We start from the raw sequence: 16,488 nt of genomic DNA, 5'->3' as shown, positions 1-16,488 counted from the left end.
GGGGGCGCCGCGCGGGGTTTCTTCGATCACTGGGTCCCGCCCCCCCCCCCGCCCCGCCCCCCCCCCCCCCCCGGGGGGCGGGGGGGGGCCCCCCCCCCCCCCCCGGCCCCCCACCACCGAGGAACCCTTCATGACCACCGTCACCGAACAGCCCGCCCGGCAGGTCCTGCCCGCCGAGGAGAAGTACGCCGAGGAGCTGGCCTTCCTGGCCGCCCACGACAGCGGCCCGCGCCCGCCCGGCTGGGCGCTCACCCCGAGCGCCGTCGTCACCTTCGTCTGCGGCAGCGACGGGGCGCTCACCCTCACCCCCGCCCGCCGCAAGGGCACCGGGCTGCCCGCCGCACTGACCGTCAGCCGCAAGTTCGTCGGCGACCGGGCGCTGGTCGAGCGCTGCGTGGTCACCCTGGCGGGCGAGCGCGGCCTGCTGCTGGTCGGCGAGCCCGGCACCGCCAAGTCGATGCTCTCCGAGCTGCTCTCGGCCGCCGTCAGCGGCACCAGCGAGCTGACCGTACAGGGCACCGCCGGCACCACCGAGGACGCCTTCCGCTACGGCTGGAACTACGCGCTGCTGCTGGCCCAGGGCCCCACCCCGCAGGCGCTGGTCGCCTCGCCGGTGCTGACCGCGATGCGCACCGGACGGGTGGCCCGGATCGAGGAGGTGACGCGCTGTCTGCCCGAGGTCCAGGACGCGCTGGTCTCGATCCTCTCCGACCGCCGGGTCTCCGTCCCCGAGCTGGCCGGCACCCCGGACGCCACCGTCCCGGCCGCGCCGGGCTTCACCGTGATCGCCACCGCCAACCTCCGGGACCGGGGCGTCTCGGAGATGTCCGCCGCGCTCAAGCGCCGCTTCAACTTCGAGACCGTGGAGCCCATCGCGGACGCGGAGGCCGAGACCGCCCTGGTCCGGGAGCGGGCGGGCGCCGCGGTCGAGCGGGCCGGGGCCGCCTTCGGGGTGGACGACGCCGTGCTGGACGCCCTGGTGACGGTCTTCCGCGACCTGCGCAGCGGCCGCTCGGCCGAGGGCTGGGACGTCGAGCGCCCCGGCACCGTGATGTCCACCGCCGAGGCCGTCCAGGTCGCCTCCTCGCTCGGCCTGGCCCGCGCCTACCTCCCCGGCACCTCCGCCGACGCCCTCGACCTGATGCCCGGTCACCTCCTCGGCGCCGTCCGCAAGGACGACCCCGCCGACCACGCCCGCCTGCTCGGCTACTGGGACGGCCCCGTCCGCCGCCGCGCCGAGGACGGCTCCGCCCTGTGGCGCCGCCTCTGGGACCTGCGGGAGAACCTCCGTTGAGCGAGGCACTGACTCCCGCTCCCCCGGCGGCGGACCCGCGTGCGGCGATGGCCGAACTCGCGGACGGGGACGGTCCGTTCCTGATCGGGGTGCGGCACCACAGCCCGGCGCTGGCCGCCGTGCTGCCCGAGCTGCTGGCGGCGGCCGCGCCGCAGGTGCTCTGCGTCGAGCTGCCCGCCGACTTCGACCGCTGGCTGCCGTACCTGGCCGACCCCGGCACCGTCGCCCCCGTGGCGCTGGCCGGGGCCGGGGCGGACGGGCGGCTCGGGTTCTACCCGTTCGCGGACTTCTCCCCCGAGCTGGCGGCGATCCGCTGGGCACACCTGCACGGCGTCGAAGTCCGGTGCTGCGACCTGCCGTTGGGCGATCCCGGCTGGTCGGCCCACAGGCCCTCGGACGACGGCGGTACGGAACGCCCGGGCCCGTCCTGGGCCGACGGCCTGGCCGCCGGGAACACCGGGCGCGCGGGCGACGACCTGTGGGACCGCACCGTGGAGGTCCGCGCCCCGGGCAGCACGCCCGAGGCCGTCCGCCGCGCCGCCCTGGCGGTCGGCTGGGCCCTGCGGCAGGACTCCGCCGAACGGGGCGGCGTCCCGGCCGTGGACCTGGCCCGCGAGGCGCACATGCGGCAGGTGATCGCACGGGCCGCCGAGGGCGGCCGCCGGGTGGCGGTGCTGGTCGGCTCCTTCCACGCCCCGGCGCTGACCTCAACCTCCGTGCAGTTCGGGAACGTTGGGGCCGCTGCCGGCGATGCCGCCGCAGACGGCACCGAGGCCGCCGGCGCGGTGACCGACGGCGAGACCGCCGACACCGGGGCCACGGCCGCGTCCGCCGGCTCCGCCACCGCGAGCAGCCCGGCCGCGCCGCTGCCCGTCGGCGCCACCGGCTCCGCCGGGGTGACGACCTCTCTGGTGCCATACGCCTTCGGCCTGTTGGACGCCCGCTCCGGCTACCCCGCCGGGATCCGGGACCCGCGCTGGCAGCAGGCCGTCCTCACCGCCGGCGGCGACCCCGAGCGGGTGCAGGAGGCCGCCGCCCGGACCATCACCGAGGTGTGCCGGGAACTGCGCGCCGCCGGCCACCCCGCCGGTACCGGCGAGGCCGCCGAGGCACTGCGCCTCGCCGGTGACCTGGCCCGGCTGCGCGGGCTGCCCGCCCCCGGCCGGGGCGAGCTGCTGGAGTCGGTCACCACCGTGCTCGGCCAGGGCGAACTCCTCGGCCGGGGACGGGCCTTGGCCCGTGCCCTGGAGACGGTGATGGTCGGCACGGACCGGGGCCGGACGGCCCCGGGGACGCCCCGCTCGGGCCTCGGCCCGGCCGTGGAGGCGGAGCTCGCCGAGCTGCGCCTGCCGGCCCCCGAGGACCCGGACTCCCGGGAGCTCCGGCTCGACCCGCTGCGCTCCGCGCTCGACCGCCGCCGCGAGACGCTGCTCCAGCGCCTGGAGGTCTGCGGCGCCGGATACGCCGACCGCGTCGAGGTCTCCGGGACCGGCGACGGCAGCGCCCTCACCACCCGCTGGCGGGCGGCCTGGACGCCCGGCGTCCCGGCCCGGCTCGACCTCGCGGGCGTGCGCGGCGTGACGGTGGAACAGGCCGCCGCCGGCACCCTGCGCGAGCGGGCCCGGCAGCAGACCGCCGACGGCGGCCCGAGCTGCGCCCAGCTCATCGACGGGCTGCGCGCCGCCGCCCTCTGCGAGCTCCCGGCCCTGGTGGCGGAGCGGCTCACGGAGGCGGCCGAGGCGCTCCCCGCCGCCGCCTCCCTTCCCGAACTCCTGTCCGCCCTCGATCTGTTGGAGGCCCTGCGCCGCGGCCACCTGCCCGGCGCGACCGAGGCCACCCGCGCCGAGGCGGCCGTCCTCGCCGAGATCCTGCTCGACGCCGCCGTGCGCGGCCTGCCCGGCCTGGCCGGGAGCGAGGACCTCGCCGACGCCGCCGCGCTCACCGCCCTGGCCACCCGCGCCGCCGAGCACCGACTGGGCCTGCGGCTGGACGGCGCCCTGACCGAACTGGCGGCCACCGGTTCGCCGTTGGTGCAGGGCGCGGCCCTGGCCGCCCGGGTGCTGCTGGACCTGGACGACCCGGAGCTGGTCGGCACCCGCACCGCCGGGTGGATCGACACCGCCACCCACCCGGACGCCCGGCGCCGGCTGGCCCGGCACCTGGCCGGGCTGCTCACGGCGGGCGGCCCGCTGCTCCAGTACGCGCCGACCGCGCTCTCCCCGCTGCTGGACCGGGTCGACCAACTCCCGGACCAGGGCTTCCTGGAGCGGCTGCCCGCCCTGCGGGCCGGGTTCGACGCGCTCAGCCCGGCCGCGCGCGGCCGCCTGCTGGGCGAGGTCACCGAACGGCTCGGCGAGAAGCCCGACCTCAGCCTCGCCGCCGCCCCCGAGCTGCTCGCCCTCTGGACCGCCGCCGACACCGCCGCCGCAGTGGCCCTGGCCTCGCTCGGCCTCGGTTCCCCCGAACCCGCCGCAGTCCACCCCACGGCCCCCGAAACGGAGCTGACCGAGCGTCCGGCCGCCGACGAGAAGGCGCTGCTGGCCCCCGCCGACCGCTGGCGGCTGCTGCTCGGCCGCGAGCCGGAGAAGCTGCCGGACGGTGCCCGGCGCTACACCAACGCCCTGGACGAGCTGTACGGCGCGGGCCGGGGCGAGGGCTCTGACGAGCTGTCGGCCGGTGACGGCGGCGGGAGCGACGCGTCCTTCCCGACCGCGCGCGAGTGGTCGCAGGAGCTGGAGGCGCTGTTCGGCGCCGAGGTCCGGGAGGAGGTGCTCGGCAGCGCGGCCGAGGCCGGACGCACGGACGTGCTGGCCGAGTTGGACCCGGCCTCCGTCCGCCCCTCGGTGGAGCTGCTGAGTTCGGTGCTCAACCTGGCCGGTGGCCTGCCCGAGGCGCGGATCGCGAGCCTGCGCCCGCTGGTGCGCCGGCTGGTGGAGGAGCTGGCCAAGGAGTTGGCCACCCGGCTGCGCCCGGCCCTGCACGGTCTGGCCAGTCCCCGCCCGACCCACCGCCCCGGCGGCAAGCTCGACCTGCCGCGCACCCTGCGCGCCAACCTGGCGCACACCCAGCGGCTGGCCGACGGCCGCACCGTCGTCCTCCCCGAGCGGCCGGTCTTCTCGACCCGGGCCCGCAAGGAGGCCGACTGGCGGCTGGTGCTGGTGGTGGACGTCTCCGGCTCGATGGAGGCCTCCGTCATCTGGTCCGCGCTGACCGCCGCCGTGCTCGGCGGGGTACCGACCCTCTCCACCCACTTCCTGGCCTTCTCCACCGAGATCGCCGACCTCACCGAGCGGGTGGACGACCCGCTCTCCCTCCTGCTGGAGGTCCGGGTCGGCGGCGGCACCCACATCGCCAAGGCGCTGGCCCACGCCCGCTCCCTGGTGACCGTGCCCAGCCGCACCCTGGTGGTCGTGGTCAGCGACTTCGAGGAGGGCGGCTCCATCGGCGGCCTGCTGGCCGAGGTCCGCGCCCTGGCCTCCTCCGGCGTCCACCTGATGGGCTGCGCGGCGCTGGACGACACCGGCGCCCCGCGCTACTCGGTGCCGATCGCGCGGCAGCTCGTCGCCGCCGGGATGCCGGTGGCCGCCCTCAGTCCCCTCGCCCTGGCCCGCTGGGTCGGCGACCGTCTCCGCGGGGAGCACCGATGACCGCTGCCGACACCACCGCCCTGCCGCCCGCGGCACCGGAGTTGACGGCTGCCGCCGTCGGAGCGCTGACCTCCCGGCTGGCGAAGAAGCTCGACGCCACCGTGGAGCAGTACGCCAAGCTCCCGGTCGAGCCGGGTGAGGGCGGCGGGGTGACGGTCCGCTGCGGCGAGGACGCCGTGGTGACCCTGGCCCCGGGCCCGGACGGGGTGCTCCGCACGGAGGAGCAGGCCAGCTGCGGCTGCCTGCTCGCGCCGCGCTGCCTGCACCGGGCCGCGCTGCTCCAGCTCTGCCCGCTGGCCGACCCGGCGGCGGCCCCCGCCGAGGCCGACACCGCCGCGGCCGCCGGACCCGAGTCCGCGCCTGCGGCCACGTCCGACCCCATCGCGTCCAGCCCCACCGAGCCGGAGCCGCCCGCCCTGGCAACCCCCGCCCAGGTCAAGGCGGCTGACTCCCTGTGGACTGCGGCCGCGGCGGTGCTCGCCGCCGGGCTGCCCTCCGCCGGGGCGGTGCCGCAGGCCGAACTCCTGCGCGCCGCCCACTCCGCCCGGCTCGCCGGACTGCTGCGGGCCGAGGCCGCGGCGTTGCGGGTGGTGCGCGGTCTGCGCAGCGCGCGGGCCCGCACCGGCAGCCGCCCGCTGGCCGACCTGACCGCCGCGCTGCGCGAACTCCTGCTCACCACCGCCCTGGTGCGCACCGGCCGGGGCGACGCGGCGCTGCTCGGCACCGCCCGGCGGGCCTACCAGGCGGGCGGGGCGCTCCGGGTGACCGGGGTGTTCCGCGAGCCGGTGCTCACCTCCACCGGCTACGGCGGGGTGGTCACCCACCTGGTGGACGGGGACGGCCGGTGGTACTCGGTCGCCGACGTCCGCCCGGGCGGCCCGGGCCGGGCCCGGGGCGCGGCCGAGGCGCCGGTCGCGATCGGGGCGGCCGCCGTGAACCACCGTCAGCTCTCCCACAGCGGCCTGCTGATCTCGGGCGCCAGCGTCTCGGCGGAGGGCCGGCTCGGCTCGGGCAAGGGCGTGAAGGCCAACCCGGTGCCCGGACTCCCGTGGACGGCGGGCCCGTTGGCCGCCCTCTTCGCCCGCCCCCTGGCCGAGGCCGCCGCCGAACGCCTCGGCGACGGCCCGCTGGCCGACCCGGCCGACGACTCCCGCCAACGCGAGCCCGTCGGCTGCGACGTGGTCCTCCTCGGCGCCGTCGGCGACGCGGTCCTGGCCCGCGCCGTCACCCGGGCCCCGGCCGCCGTCGCCGTCGCTCCCGGTCCGGCAGACACCTCGGCGGACGTTCCGGGCCCCGAGCCCACCACCGGCGCTGCCGCGGCCACCCCGGCAGACCCAGCAACGGGCGGCTCGTCTCCCGCCAAGGCGGATCCTGCCGCGCACGGCACCGGCTTCGCCCCGGCAGGCCCCGCAGCGGGCGGATCGGCTCACAGCCGGGCGACGCCCGCCGCACGCGACCGCGCGTACGGCCCGGTGCTGCGCCTGGCCGCCGCGCACGGCCACCCGGAGCTGTCCCACGCCGAGAACCTGCGCCAACTGGCCGCCCACCCCGGCACCCTGGTCCGGGTCCTCGGCCGGGTCGACCCCGACCGGGTGGCCACCCTGCGGGTGCTGGCCGTCGCCCCGGTGCCGGGCGAGGAGCCGGAGCTGACGCTCCGTCTGCCCACGGCGTGGAACGGCCGCGCCGACCTCGGCTACGACCGCCTGGTCGGTGCGCACTTCCCGCCGTCCACCGGAGCAACCGTCACCACCCCCGGCCCCGACCCGCTCACCGACTCGCCGCTCTGGCGGCTGCGGCGGCTGGTCGAGCTCGGCGTGGCCGGCGGCCGGCGGGCCGTCGCGGAGTCCGCCCGTACCGGCGGAGCGCGGACCGACGCCGCCGCGCTCGGCGGCTCCGGGTTCCGGCGGGCGGCCGCGCTGGGCACGGCGCTGGCCGAGGCGGCGGACCGGCGTGGACGGGACGTGTTCGGCCGGCTGACGGACGACGCGGGCGACGCGTACGCGGAGGGCTGGCTGGCCGCCGCGCTCCATCTGACGCTGGCCGAGCGCGAGTTGGTCCGGAGCTCCTGGCACTCCCCGGAGCACTGAATCCCGCCGGAAGGGGCGGCACCCCAATCCGGGTGCCGCCCCTCCGCCATCCGCAGCCTCAGCGTTCGGAGAGCTCCGTCGGCGCCTCCTGCACCGTCCAGCCGTTACCGTCCGGGTCGGTGAAGGACATGAACGAGTTCCACTGCCCGCCCTTGCCGTCGGCCCAGCCGCTCTCGCCCAGGTGCCGCACTGGGCTCACCACCACCCCGCGCGCGACCAGTTGGGCGTGGGCCGCGTCGATGTCGGTGACGCAGAGCTGGACGCCCTGGAGGCTGCCCGGTGCCATCCCGCCCGTCTCGGGTGCGCCCGGCATCCCGGACATCATCACGACCGAACAGCGCGAGCCCGGCGGGGTGAGCTGGATGATCCGCACTCCCGGGGCGACCTCACTGTCCAGGTCCACCTTGAAGCCGATCTTCTCGGCGTAGAACTCCTTGGCCCGGTCCAGGTCGGTGACCGGGACGGGGACGACCTCGAGCGTCCAGTTCACGGCGGCTCTCCTTCTCGCGTGGGCGGTGCCCTCCCACCGTCCCGCAGACCGCACCCGAAGCACACGGCGAAACGCCGGGGCCCCGTAGAGAAAGCGCTCTCAACCCGACAGAAGCACCCATGCCCGCACCCGAGCTGACGGTGTTTCACAGCGCAGCAGGTCAGAGCCCTGCTTCTGACATTGCCATGACGACCACCCCTCCGTACCATTCAGGCGGACAAGGCACGGCCACGTCATTCCAGAGAGCGCTCTCACCCCACAGAGAGGTGCCATCCATGGCTGCCACACTCCGCAGGCCCCGCCGACTTCTCGGCGTCCTGCTCCCCGCCCTCGCCGCCGTCCTCACCCTGGCAGGCCCCACCACCGCCGCGACCACCTCGCCCCCGGCAGCGACCCCGGCCGCCTCAGCCGCAGCGGCCGCCGTCACGACCTGGGCGGACGAGTTCAACGGACCCTCCGGCGCCGCCCCCGACCCGGGCAAGTGGACGATGGAGACCGGGGGTTCGGGCTTCGGCAACCACGAGCTCCAGTACTACACCGCCGGCAACGGCAACGCGGCCCAGGACGGCCAGGGCAACCTGGTGATCACCGCCCGCCGCAACACCAACACCAACCTCGGCTGCTGGTACGGCACTTGCCAGTACACCTCGGCCCGGATGAACACCGCGCAGACCTTCACCCAGGCCTACGGCCACTTCGAGTCCCGGATCAAGATCCCGCGCGGCCAGGGCATCTGGCCCGCGTTCTGGATGCTCGGCAACGACCTCGGCTCGGTGGGCTGGCCCAACAGCGGCGAGATCGACATCATGGAGAACATCGGCCGCGAGCCCAACACCGTGCACGGCACCCTGCACGGCCCGGGCTACTCCGGCGGCGCCGGCCTCGGCTCGGCCTACAGCCTGCCGAACGGCCAGGCCTTCGCGGACGCCTTCCACGTCTTCGCCGTCGACTGGAGCCCGGGCTCCATCACCTGGTCGGTGGACGGCCAGGCCTACCGCACCCGCACCACCGCCGACACCAACGGCAACCGCTGGGTCTTCGACCACCCGTTCTTCCTGATCCTCAACCTGGCCGTGGGCGGCGACTGGCCGGGCAGCCCGGACGGATCCTCCACCTACCCGCAGACCATGACGGTGGACTACGTCCGCGCCTCCACCTCCAACGGCGGCCCGACCCGCACCGGCCAGATCTCCGGCATCGGCGGCATGTGCGTGGACGTGGCCGGTGCCTCCAACGCCGACCGCACCCCGATCCAGCTGCACAACTGCACCGGCAACGCGGCCCAGCAGTGGACCACCGGCGACGGCACCGTCCGCGCCCTGGGCAAGTGCCTGGACGTCGACGCCGCCAACAGCGCCGACGGCACCGCGGTCCAGCTCTACACCTGCAACGGCACCAACGCCCAGGCCTGGAGCGTCAACGGCGACGGCACCATCCGGGCCCTCGGCAAGTGCCTGGACGCCACCGGCGGCTCCTCCGCCGACGGCACCCGCCTGATCCTGTGGACCTGCAACGGCGGCGCCAACCAGCGCTGGACCCTCGGCTGATCCACCCGGCTCCCCCTCTTCGCAGCGTCCACCCTCCGCCCTCTGCACTCCCCCACGCGAAGAACGGACCTTCCCACCCATGACGCCCCGTCACCAACGCCCGCCGCTCACCCGGCGCGGTGTGCTCACCGCCGCCGGCGCGGCCCTGGCCGTGCCCGCCCTGGGCAGCCTGCTGCGCTCCACCGCCAACGCCGCCACCACCCCCACCCTGGCGCTGGACCTGGCCAACACCACCGGCAGCGCCACCGTTTACGCCTACGTGCTCGGCCGCGACCCGGCGGCGGGCGGCAGTTGGGCCTTCCTGCGCTCCGACGGCGCCTCGCTGTACCACCCGCCGAACCCGCCGGCCAACCAGACGCCGCTGGGTGTGGACTGCGCGATCGCGCTGAACGGCTCCGGCGCCGTCCCGCGCCGGGTCACCCTGCCGCGCCTGGACAGCGGCCGGATCTACTTCTCGGTCGGCGCCAAGCTCACCTTCCTGATGAACACCGGCGGCGGACTGGCCCTGCCCTCGGTCTCCAACCCGAGCGACCCGAACATCGACGTCCGGCACGACTTCTGCGAATTCACCTACAACGCGGACCAGTTGTACGCCAACATTACCTTCGTCGACATGGTCGGCCTGCCGATCTCGTTCCGCCTGGAGACCGGCCAGGGCACCCAGACCGTGGCCGGCCTGCCCACCGACGGCCTGGCCAGGGTCGCCACCGCGCTGCGCTCCCAGTCCGCCGCCGACGGCAGCGACTGGAGCCGTCTGGTGGTCAGCCGCGGCGGCACCGACCTGCGGGTGCTCAGCCCCAACCTGGCCATCCGGGGCACCAGCTCGCTCTTCGCCGGGTACTTCGACTCCTACGTGGACCAGGTCTGGAGCAAGTACCGCAGCACCGACCTGCGGATCGACACCCAGTTCAGCTGGGGCACCGTCACCGGCCGGGTCTCCGGCGAGACGCTCACCTTCCCCGGGGTGGGCAGCTTCGGGCGTCCCTCCACCCTCGCGATCTTCTCCTGCAGCGACGCACCGTTCACCACCGGCAACGACCTGATGGGCAATCTGAGCGCCCGCCTGGCCGCCGCGTTCAACCGCACCACCCTGCTGGACAACGCGCTCCAGCCCACCAACGAGAACCCGGCCGCCTTCTACACCAAGCCCCGCACCAACCACTACGCCCGCATCCTGCACTCCACCACCGCCGACCGCCTCGGCTACGCCTTCCCCTACGACGACGTGCACCCCTCCGGCACCGACTTCGAGGGCAAGGTCCAGTCGGGCGACCCGCGCCTGTTCACCATCACGGTCGGCGGCGGCAGCGGCGGCCCCGGCCCGTCCCCCAGCCCGACGCCGACCCCGACCGGCGGCACCGTCAGCGCCTTCTCCACCGTCCAGGCCGAGTCCTTCCGCGCCCAGAACGGCGCCCAGGTGGAGGCCTGTTCGGACACCGGCGGCGGCTCGGACGTCGGCTGGCTGGCCAACGGCGACTGGCTCCGCTACAGCCTGGACTTCGGCTCGGCCGGCGCCACCCGCTTCTCGGCCCGGGTCGCCTCCGGCGCCGCCGCCGGGGTCAGCGGCCTGGTCCAGGTCCGCCTGGGCAGCCCGACCGCCACTCCCGTCGGCAACTTCGCGCTCGCCAACACCGGCGGCTGGCAGGCCTGGCGCACCGTCCCGGCCGACATCGCCCGCACCACCGGGGTCCGGGACGTCTACCTGACCTTCGACAGCGGCCAGCCGGCCGACTTCGCCAACCTCAACTGGTTCACCTTCGCCTGACGCCCCCTCACCCCGAAACCCCGGCAGGACGCCCCGCTCTCCCCCTCGGAGCGGGGCGTCCTGCGGTCCGTCCGGCCTGGTCTCAGGTGCAGTGGGTCCAGCCGCTGGTCCAGCTCGCGCCCTGGTAGGTGCCGCCCCACTGGACGCAGGTGTCGGGGGCGCGCTTGATCACCGGGCCGGCGTAGGAGGCGAAGTTCCCGGGGTTGCTCCCCGAGGCGCCGCCCTTGACCGCCAGCGTCGCGTTCATCGGCACCGGCCCGGCCGGCTTGTTGACGACGGTGGTGACGCAGTTGTCCCCGGTCGCGGACTTGTAGAGCAGGTAGATCGTGGCCGCGCCGAGGCTGTGCGAGTCGATCACGTTGAACCCGCTCCCGCAGATCTCCCCCGGCGTGTACGACTTGCCGGGGGTCTGGGTCGGCGTCGGGGTCGGCGCGGGCGGGTTCGGCTGCGCGGTGGTGGGGGTGGGCTGCGGGGCCGGCGGCTGCGGGCCGGGGGTGGTGCCGGCCGGGGCCGACTGGCCGGGCGCGGTGGTCGCGGGGCGGGTCGGAGCGGCCGAGGTCCGTCCGGCGGCCGGGGTCGCGGGCGCGGCGGAGCTGCCCGGGGCACCGGGCGACGGGGTGGCCCCGGCGGTGGGGGACACGGTGGGCGTGGCCCCGGCCGGGACGGTGGCGGACGGCTCCCTGGCGGTGGGTGACGAGGCGTCACCCACCGCCAGGGAGACGGTGTCCTCCCCCGCGGCGACCGGCCGGCCGCTCCCGCCGGAGCCGCCGGCCGCGCCGTCCTTCGCCTGGGCGCCCTTGCCGCCGCCGGGCAGCGCGAGGGCCACCATGCCGCCGACGGCGGCGGTCGCGACCACGCCGACCGCCACCGCGCGCAGCTGCTTGCGGCGCCGCCGCTGCTCGTCGTGACGGTCCGCCATGGCCTGCCAGTCCGGCTCGGCCGTCCTGGTCACCACCGGTTCGCCGACACCGTCCGGCCACGATCCCCGTTGCTCCGTCATGACCACAGACAATAGAACACCTGTCAGTTCGCCCAGCTCCTGGGCCCTTTGAAGAGCTTGTGCGAACCTCGTGAACCCGGCCGGACGGGCCGTCAGGCCGGGACCAGGGCCACCGGCAGGGTGTCGTACGCGGCGACGAAGTTGGAGGCCCGGCGGGCCGGCGGGCCGGTCACGGCGATGGACTCCACCCGGTCCAGCAAGGCCCCGAAGACCAGCCGCAGCTGACTGCGCGCCAGCGCCGCGCCCATGCAGAAGTGCTTGCCGGTGGTGAAGGAGAGGTGCGGGTTGACCTCCCGGTCGACCCGGAAGGAGTCCGGGTCCTCGAAGACCTCCTCGTCCCGGTTGGCCGACGGGATCCAGAGACAGAGCAGCTCGCCGGGCTCCAGGTCGGTGCCGGCCAGCCGGACGGGCCGCAGCACCGTACGGGTCAGGTGCAGCGGTGGCGTGGTCCAGCGCAACACCTCCTCGATCGCCCGGTCCAGGTGCTCGGGGTGGCGGCGCAGCCACTGCCACTGCCCGGGGTGGGCGGCGAAGGCGGCCACCCCGGCGGCGATGGTGTTCTTGGTGGTCTCGTTGCCGCCGATCGCCAGGTTGAGGCAGTTGAGCAGCACCTCCTCCCGGGTCAGCCGGTCCCCGTCCAGCTCGGCGTCGAGCAGCCGGCGGATCAGCCCGTCCTCGGCCAGCTCGCTGTGGTCCAGCAGCCCGGCCAGGTGCATCAGCAGCTGCCCGTTGGCGGTGGCGGTGGAGCGCCGGCGCACCGTCAGGTCGCCCACCCCGGGGTCGTGTTCGCCGAGCGAGCCGCAGACGGCCCGGCTGGCCCGGTCCGCCAGCGTGGCCCACTCCCGCTCGGGGAGGCCGAGCAGCATCCCCGCCACGGTGGACGGCACCCGGGCGGCGAGGGCCCCGACGAGGTCGGTCTCCCCGGCCCGGACGGCCTGTCCGACCCACCCGTCCACCCGGTCCTTGAGCAGCCCGTCCATGGTGCGGGCGGCCGAGCGGGTCAGCCCGCTGCTGACCAGGCGGCGCAGCCGCTGGTGGTGCGGCGGGTCCGTGAGCTCGATCATCTGCCCGGCCGCCGGGTCCCGTTCGCCGAGCGAGGTGTCCAGGGTCATGCCCCGTTCGGAGCTGAAGCCCGTGGCGTCGCGCAGCACGGTGTCGACGTCCTGGTAGCGGGTGACGGAGAGGAACGGCGGTGCGCCGGCCCGCTCCTGACGGTGCAGCAGCCCGCTGCGGCGCTGCTCCCGCCAGAGCCGGTGGGGCGGGTCGGGCAGGAAGGCCCTCGGGTCCGACAGGTCGGTGCCGGGCCCGGCCTCCAGGAGCTCAGACACGGACGGCCTCCTCAGTGGGCGCGGCGGTCGCGGCGGCCGGGAGGAGCACACCGGGGGCGGGGATGAACCCGGAGGCGTGGAAGTAGCCGATGTAGGCGTCCAGCAGCGCGGCGTCCACCGGCGGGCAGCTCAGTCCGCTGCCGACCAGGTCCCGTTCGATCCGGGCCCGGTCGAGCCGGGGCGAGTACCGGGTGGTGGCCAGTTCCTCCACCGTCGCCCCGCCGCTGGAGGCCTCGGTGGTGAACAGCGGCGCGAACGGCGCGAACGGGTGGTCCGGCCGGTCCGCCAGGTGGTCGAGCAGGGCGTCCACCCAGCCGTGGTAGCCGATGGTGCGGACCGGGTGGCCGTGGGCCCGCAGCCGCTCCACGAAGTCGGCGAGCATCGCTTCCCGAGGGTTGGTGAGGTGGTAGGTCTGCCCCTCGGCGGGGTGACGGGTCGCCAGGTGCACCACCGCCCCGGCCGCGAAGTCGATCGGCACCAGGTTGAGCGGCAGGTCCAGCTCGGGGGCGAGCCCCAGTTCGGCGATCACCCGGAAGAACTCGCAGAGGGCGGCCGCGCTGTTCCAGGTGTACGAGGTGGTGTCCCCGGAGAGCTCGTACGGGCGGTGCACCGCCACCGGCAGCCCGGCCCGGCCGGCTCCCCGGACCAGCTCCTCGGCCACCCACTTGGACTCGGTGTAGCCCATGGAGAGCAGCTCCACGTGGGAGAGCGGGGTGGTCTCGGTGACCTCCCGCAACCCGGCCGCGCCCATGCCGTGCACCACCGCGACGGTGGAGACGTGGTGCAGCGGCACGGCCCGCCGGGACGCCAGCCGGATCACCTCCTGGGTGCCGTGCACGTTGGCGGCGCGCAGCTTCTCGTACGGGTAGAGGAAGTTGACCTCGGCCCCGCAGTGGTGGATCACGTCGGCGCCGTCGGCCTGGTAGTCCCACTCCAAGGCGCTCAGGCCCAGCCGGGGCAGCGTCAGGTCGCCGAGCACGGGGCGGACCCGGTCGGCCGGCAGCGGGCGGTCGATGCCGTAGCGGAGCTGGGCCTCGGCGAGGCGCCGGTGGGCGTGGTCGGTGTCGCGGGCCCGGACCAGCACGTGGACCTGGGCCTCGGTGCGGTCGAGCAGTTCGCGCAGCAGGTACGCGCCGAAGAAGCCGCTGGCGCCGGTGAGCAGGACGTGCTGGGGCTTGCGCCAGACGGGGTGCGGGGAGGTGGTGGTGACCGTCGGCCGGTCCCAGGCCAGGTCCGGCCGCCAGCGGTCCACGGCCGCCGCCCCGGCGTCCGCCTGCGACTCCCGCTCCTCCCCGGCCACCTTCTCGACCGCCGCCGTGAACGCGCTCCGCACCGGCTCGCCCAGCAGCTCCGTCACCAGCTCGAAGTTGTGCTGGTCGTCGATGCCCAGCTCCCGCTGGACCCGGGCCACCAGCTGCACGGCCAGCAGCGAACTGCCCCCGGCCGCGAAGAAGTCCACCTCCTCGTCGGCCTCGGTGGCCTGCGCGCCCGCGCCCGGGAGCAGCGCGGCCCAGACCCGGGCCACCGTCTCGGCCACGCTCTCCCCGTCCGTCTGCTCCCGTTCGGCCGCCGCCGCGGCGGCGGGCGCGGGCAGCGCGGCCCGATCCACCTTCCCGTTGGGGGCCAGCGGCAGCCGGTCCAGCAGGGTGAGGGTGGCGGGGAGCATGAAGGCGGGCAGCCGCTCGGCCAGGTGCGCCCGCAGCCGGGCCGCGGTGGGCGCCGCTCCGGCCCGCACCGCCACGTAGGCGGCCAGGCTGCGGGTGGTGCCGTCCTCGACCGCGACCAGCACGGCGTCCGTGACGTCCGGGTGGGTGGTCAGCGCGCGGCGGACCTCCTCGGGCTCGATCCGGAAGCCGCGCACCTTGACCTGGTCGTCGCGGCGCCCCCGGTACTCCAGCGTCCCGTCCGCCCGCCGCACCACGAAGTCCCCGCTGCGGTACAGCCGTTCGGTGCTCTCCCCGGCCGCTCCGCCGAAGGTGAGGAACCGCTTCGCGCTCTGCTCGGGGTCGTTGAGGTACCCGGTGGCGATGCCCGGGCCGCCGATGTAGAGCTCGCCCTCCTCGCCGTCCGCCGCCGGGCTGCCGTCCTCGCGCAGCACCTGGCAGACGGTGTCGGCTATCGGCCGCCCGATCGGCACGCCGGTCGCCCCCTCCGGGACCTCGGTGACCAGCTGCGCGGTCGCCACGCAGGCCGCCTCGGTGGGGCCGTAGGCGTTCACCAGGTGGAGCGGACGGCCGAGTTCGAGCACCCGACGGGCCGCGTCGGCGCGCAGCGCCTCGCCGCCGGTCAGCACGTGGCGCAGGCCCGCGAAGGTCTCCGGCCGCTCCTGGGCGATCCGGTGGAAGATGCTGGTGGTGAGGAACAGCGAGGTGATCCCGCGCTCACGCACCACCCGCTGCAACTCCGGTGCGGAGAGCAGCACTTCGGATTCCACGGGCACCAGGCAGGCGCCGTTGAGCAGGGTCGGCCAGAACTCCAGCACCGAGGCGTCGAAGGAGAGCGTCGCCGCGTGCAGCACCCGGTCCCCGGGGCAGGGCTCGAAGAACCCGTTGGCCACCGACAGGCGGGCCACCCCGCGCTGCGGCACCGCCACGGCCTTGGGCCGCCCGGTGGTCCCGGAGGTGAACATCACGTACGCCGCGGCTGCTTGGCCCTTCGGCAGCTGGAACTCGCCCTCTTCCTCCGCCTCCTGACCGGCCGTCAGCACCTCCTGGTAGCGCAGCACCGGCACCGCCGCCCCGGCCAGCCGCCCGGCCCCGGGGAGCCGGACCACCGCCGCCGCTCCGGCGTCCGCCACCATCCCGTGCACCCGCTCCGCCGGCAGCTTGGCGTCCACCGGCAGGTAGCTCGCCCCGGCGTACGCCACCCCGAGCAGCGCCGCACAGGCCTCGGGCCCGCGCTGCCCCACCACCCCGACCACCGCGCCCGGCCCGATCCCGGCCGCTGCGAGCCCACGGGCGAACCGCTCGGCCAGCGCGCCGAGTTCGGCGTACGTGTACCGAAGCTCCGGGCCCTCGACCGCCGGCTGTGCCGGGTATCTGCGGACCTGCTCCGCGAACAGCTCGGCCAGCGATCTGCTGTACGGACCCGCCTCCGCCGCCACCTTCGTCGTCATCGCTCGTGCCCCTTCGGTAGGCCCCGCACCTCGTTCCCCCGAACGCCGGGAGCGTAGGACGGGACCACCGGGCGTGACGAACCCTCGGAGAGCTGCTGCGGAACGGAGAAACCCCAGGTGGGAGGGCATCCTCACGCTCGAAGTGGAACCACACTCCCCCAAGTACGCCACCACGTACGCCGATCTGGCACCCCGACTATCCGTCTGGTCCGTCC

General features: G+C 75.8%; 9 protein-coding genes. 5 read left to right on the top strand and 4 right to left on the bottom strand.

Annotation, left to right across the window (positions count from 1 at the left end):
• Positions 1-130 precede the first annotated feature (130 nt).
• From ACZ6ZR_RS14930 to ACZ6ZR_RS14920, 3 genes are read left to right on the top strand one after another with little or no spacing between them, the layout of a single operon-like run.
• Entirely contained in the window at positions 131-1,294 is a 1,164-nt protein-coding gene (locus ACZ6ZR_RS14930) for an ATP-binding protein (protein ID WP_465642509.1), read from the top strand.
• A 47-nt stretch (positions 1,295-1,341) separates the two neighbouring features.
• Positions 1,342-4,941 carry a vWA domain-containing protein gene (locus tag ACZ6ZR_RS14925; protein WP_465642512.1) on the top strand — a complete coding sequence of 1,200 codons (3,600 nt, stop codon included), beginning with the start codon at positions 1,342-1,344 and terminating at the stop codon, positions 4,939-4,941.
• A complete protein-coding gene (locus ACZ6ZR_RS14920; RefSeq protein WP_465642508.1) occupies positions 4,938-7,028 on the top strand; it encodes a hypothetical protein in 2,091 nt (696 codons plus the stop codon). The genes ACZ6ZR_RS14925 and ACZ6ZR_RS14920 overlap by 4 nt, the downstream gene beginning before the upstream one ends.
• A gap of 58 nt (positions 7,029-7,086) precedes the next feature.
• Here ACZ6ZR_RS14920 and ACZ6ZR_RS14915 read toward each other — a convergent pair whose 3' ends face one another.
• Positions 7,087-7,518: a VOC family protein gene (locus tag ACZ6ZR_RS14915; RefSeq protein WP_465642507.1), complete on the bottom strand. Its 432-nt coding sequence runs from the start codon at positions 7,516-7,518 to the stop codon at positions 7,087-7,089.
• Positions 7,519-7,793: 275 nt separating this feature from the next.
• Here ACZ6ZR_RS14915 and ACZ6ZR_RS14910 point away from each other — a divergent pair, with 275 nt between their 5' ends.
• Positions 7,794-9,065, top strand: a complete 1,272-nt coding sequence (locus ACZ6ZR_RS14910; protein ID WP_465642506.1) for a family 16 glycosylhydrolase — start codon at positions 7,794-7,796, stop codon at positions 9,063-9,065.
• Between the two features lie 79 nt (positions 9,066-9,144).
• Positions 9,145-10,830, top strand: coding sequence for a glycoside hydrolase family 64 protein (locus ACZ6ZR_RS14905; RefSeq protein ID WP_465642505.1), 1,686 nt, complete (start codon positions 9,145-9,147; stop codon positions 10,828-10,830).
• Positions 10,831-10,912: 82 nt separating this feature from the next.
• Here ACZ6ZR_RS14905 and ACZ6ZR_RS14900 read toward each other — a convergent pair whose 3' ends face one another.
• The 3 genes from ACZ6ZR_RS14900 to ACZ6ZR_RS14890 all read right to left on the bottom strand — a co-directional run bounded on the left by ACZ6ZR_RS14900 (position 10,913) and on the right by ACZ6ZR_RS14890 (position 16,273).
• The gene (locus ACZ6ZR_RS14900; protein ID WP_465642504.1) at positions 10,913-11,830 is read right to left on the bottom strand and encodes a hypothetical protein; all 918 of its coding nucleotides are present in this window, start codon (positions 11,828-11,830) and stop codon (positions 10,913-10,915) included.
• A gap of 92 nt (positions 11,831-11,922) precedes the next feature.
• Entirely contained in the window at positions 11,923-13,158 is a 1,236-nt protein-coding gene (locus tag ACZ6ZR_RS14895) for a cytochrome P450 (RefSeq protein ID WP_465642503.1), read from the bottom strand.
• Positions 13,151-16,273 carry a non-ribosomal peptide synthetase gene (locus ACZ6ZR_RS14890; protein ID WP_465642502.1) on the bottom strand — a complete coding sequence of 1,041 codons (3,123 nt, stop codon included), beginning with the start codon at positions 16,271-16,273 and terminating at the stop codon, positions 13,151-13,153. The genes ACZ6ZR_RS14895 and ACZ6ZR_RS14890 overlap by 8 nt, the downstream gene beginning before the upstream one ends.
• Between the last annotated feature and the right edge of the window lie 215 nt (positions 16,274-16,488).

This window comes from Kitasatospora sp. NPDC088742 (assembly GCF_055584905.1).
Note: the sequence above shows the minus strand (reverse complement) of the source record. Positions and strands in the feature narration are given on the sequence as shown.

Bases quoted from the DNA above. Each gene is read 5' to 3' on its own strand.
- ACZ6ZR_RS14930 (WP_465642509.1), top strand. From the start codon at position 131: ATGACCACCGTCACCGAACAGCCCGCCCGGCAGGTCCTGCCCGCCGAG.
- ACZ6ZR_RS14925 (WP_465642512.1), top strand. From the start codon at position 1,342: ATGGCCGAACTCGCGGACGGGGACGGTCCGTTCCTGATCGGGGTGCGG.
- ACZ6ZR_RS14900 (WP_465642504.1), bottom strand. From the start codon at position 11,830: ATGACGGAGCAACGGGGATCGTGGCCGGACGGTGTCGGCGAACCGGTG.
- ACZ6ZR_RS14890 (WP_465642502.1), bottom strand. From the start codon at position 16,273: ATGACGACGAAGGTGGCGGCGGAGGCGGGTCCGTACAGCAGATCGCTG.
- ACZ6ZR_RS14920 (WP_465642508.1), top strand. From the start codon at position 4,938: ATGACCGCTGCCGACACCACCGCCCTGCCGCCCGCGGCACCGGAGTTG.
- ACZ6ZR_RS14905 (WP_465642505.1), top strand. From the start codon at position 9,145: ATGACGCCCCGTCACCAACGCCCGCCGCTCACCCGGCGCGGTGTGCTC.
- ACZ6ZR_RS14910 (WP_465642506.1), top strand. From the start codon at position 7,794: ATGGCTGCCACACTCCGCAGGCCCCGCCGACTTCTCGGCGTCCTGCTC.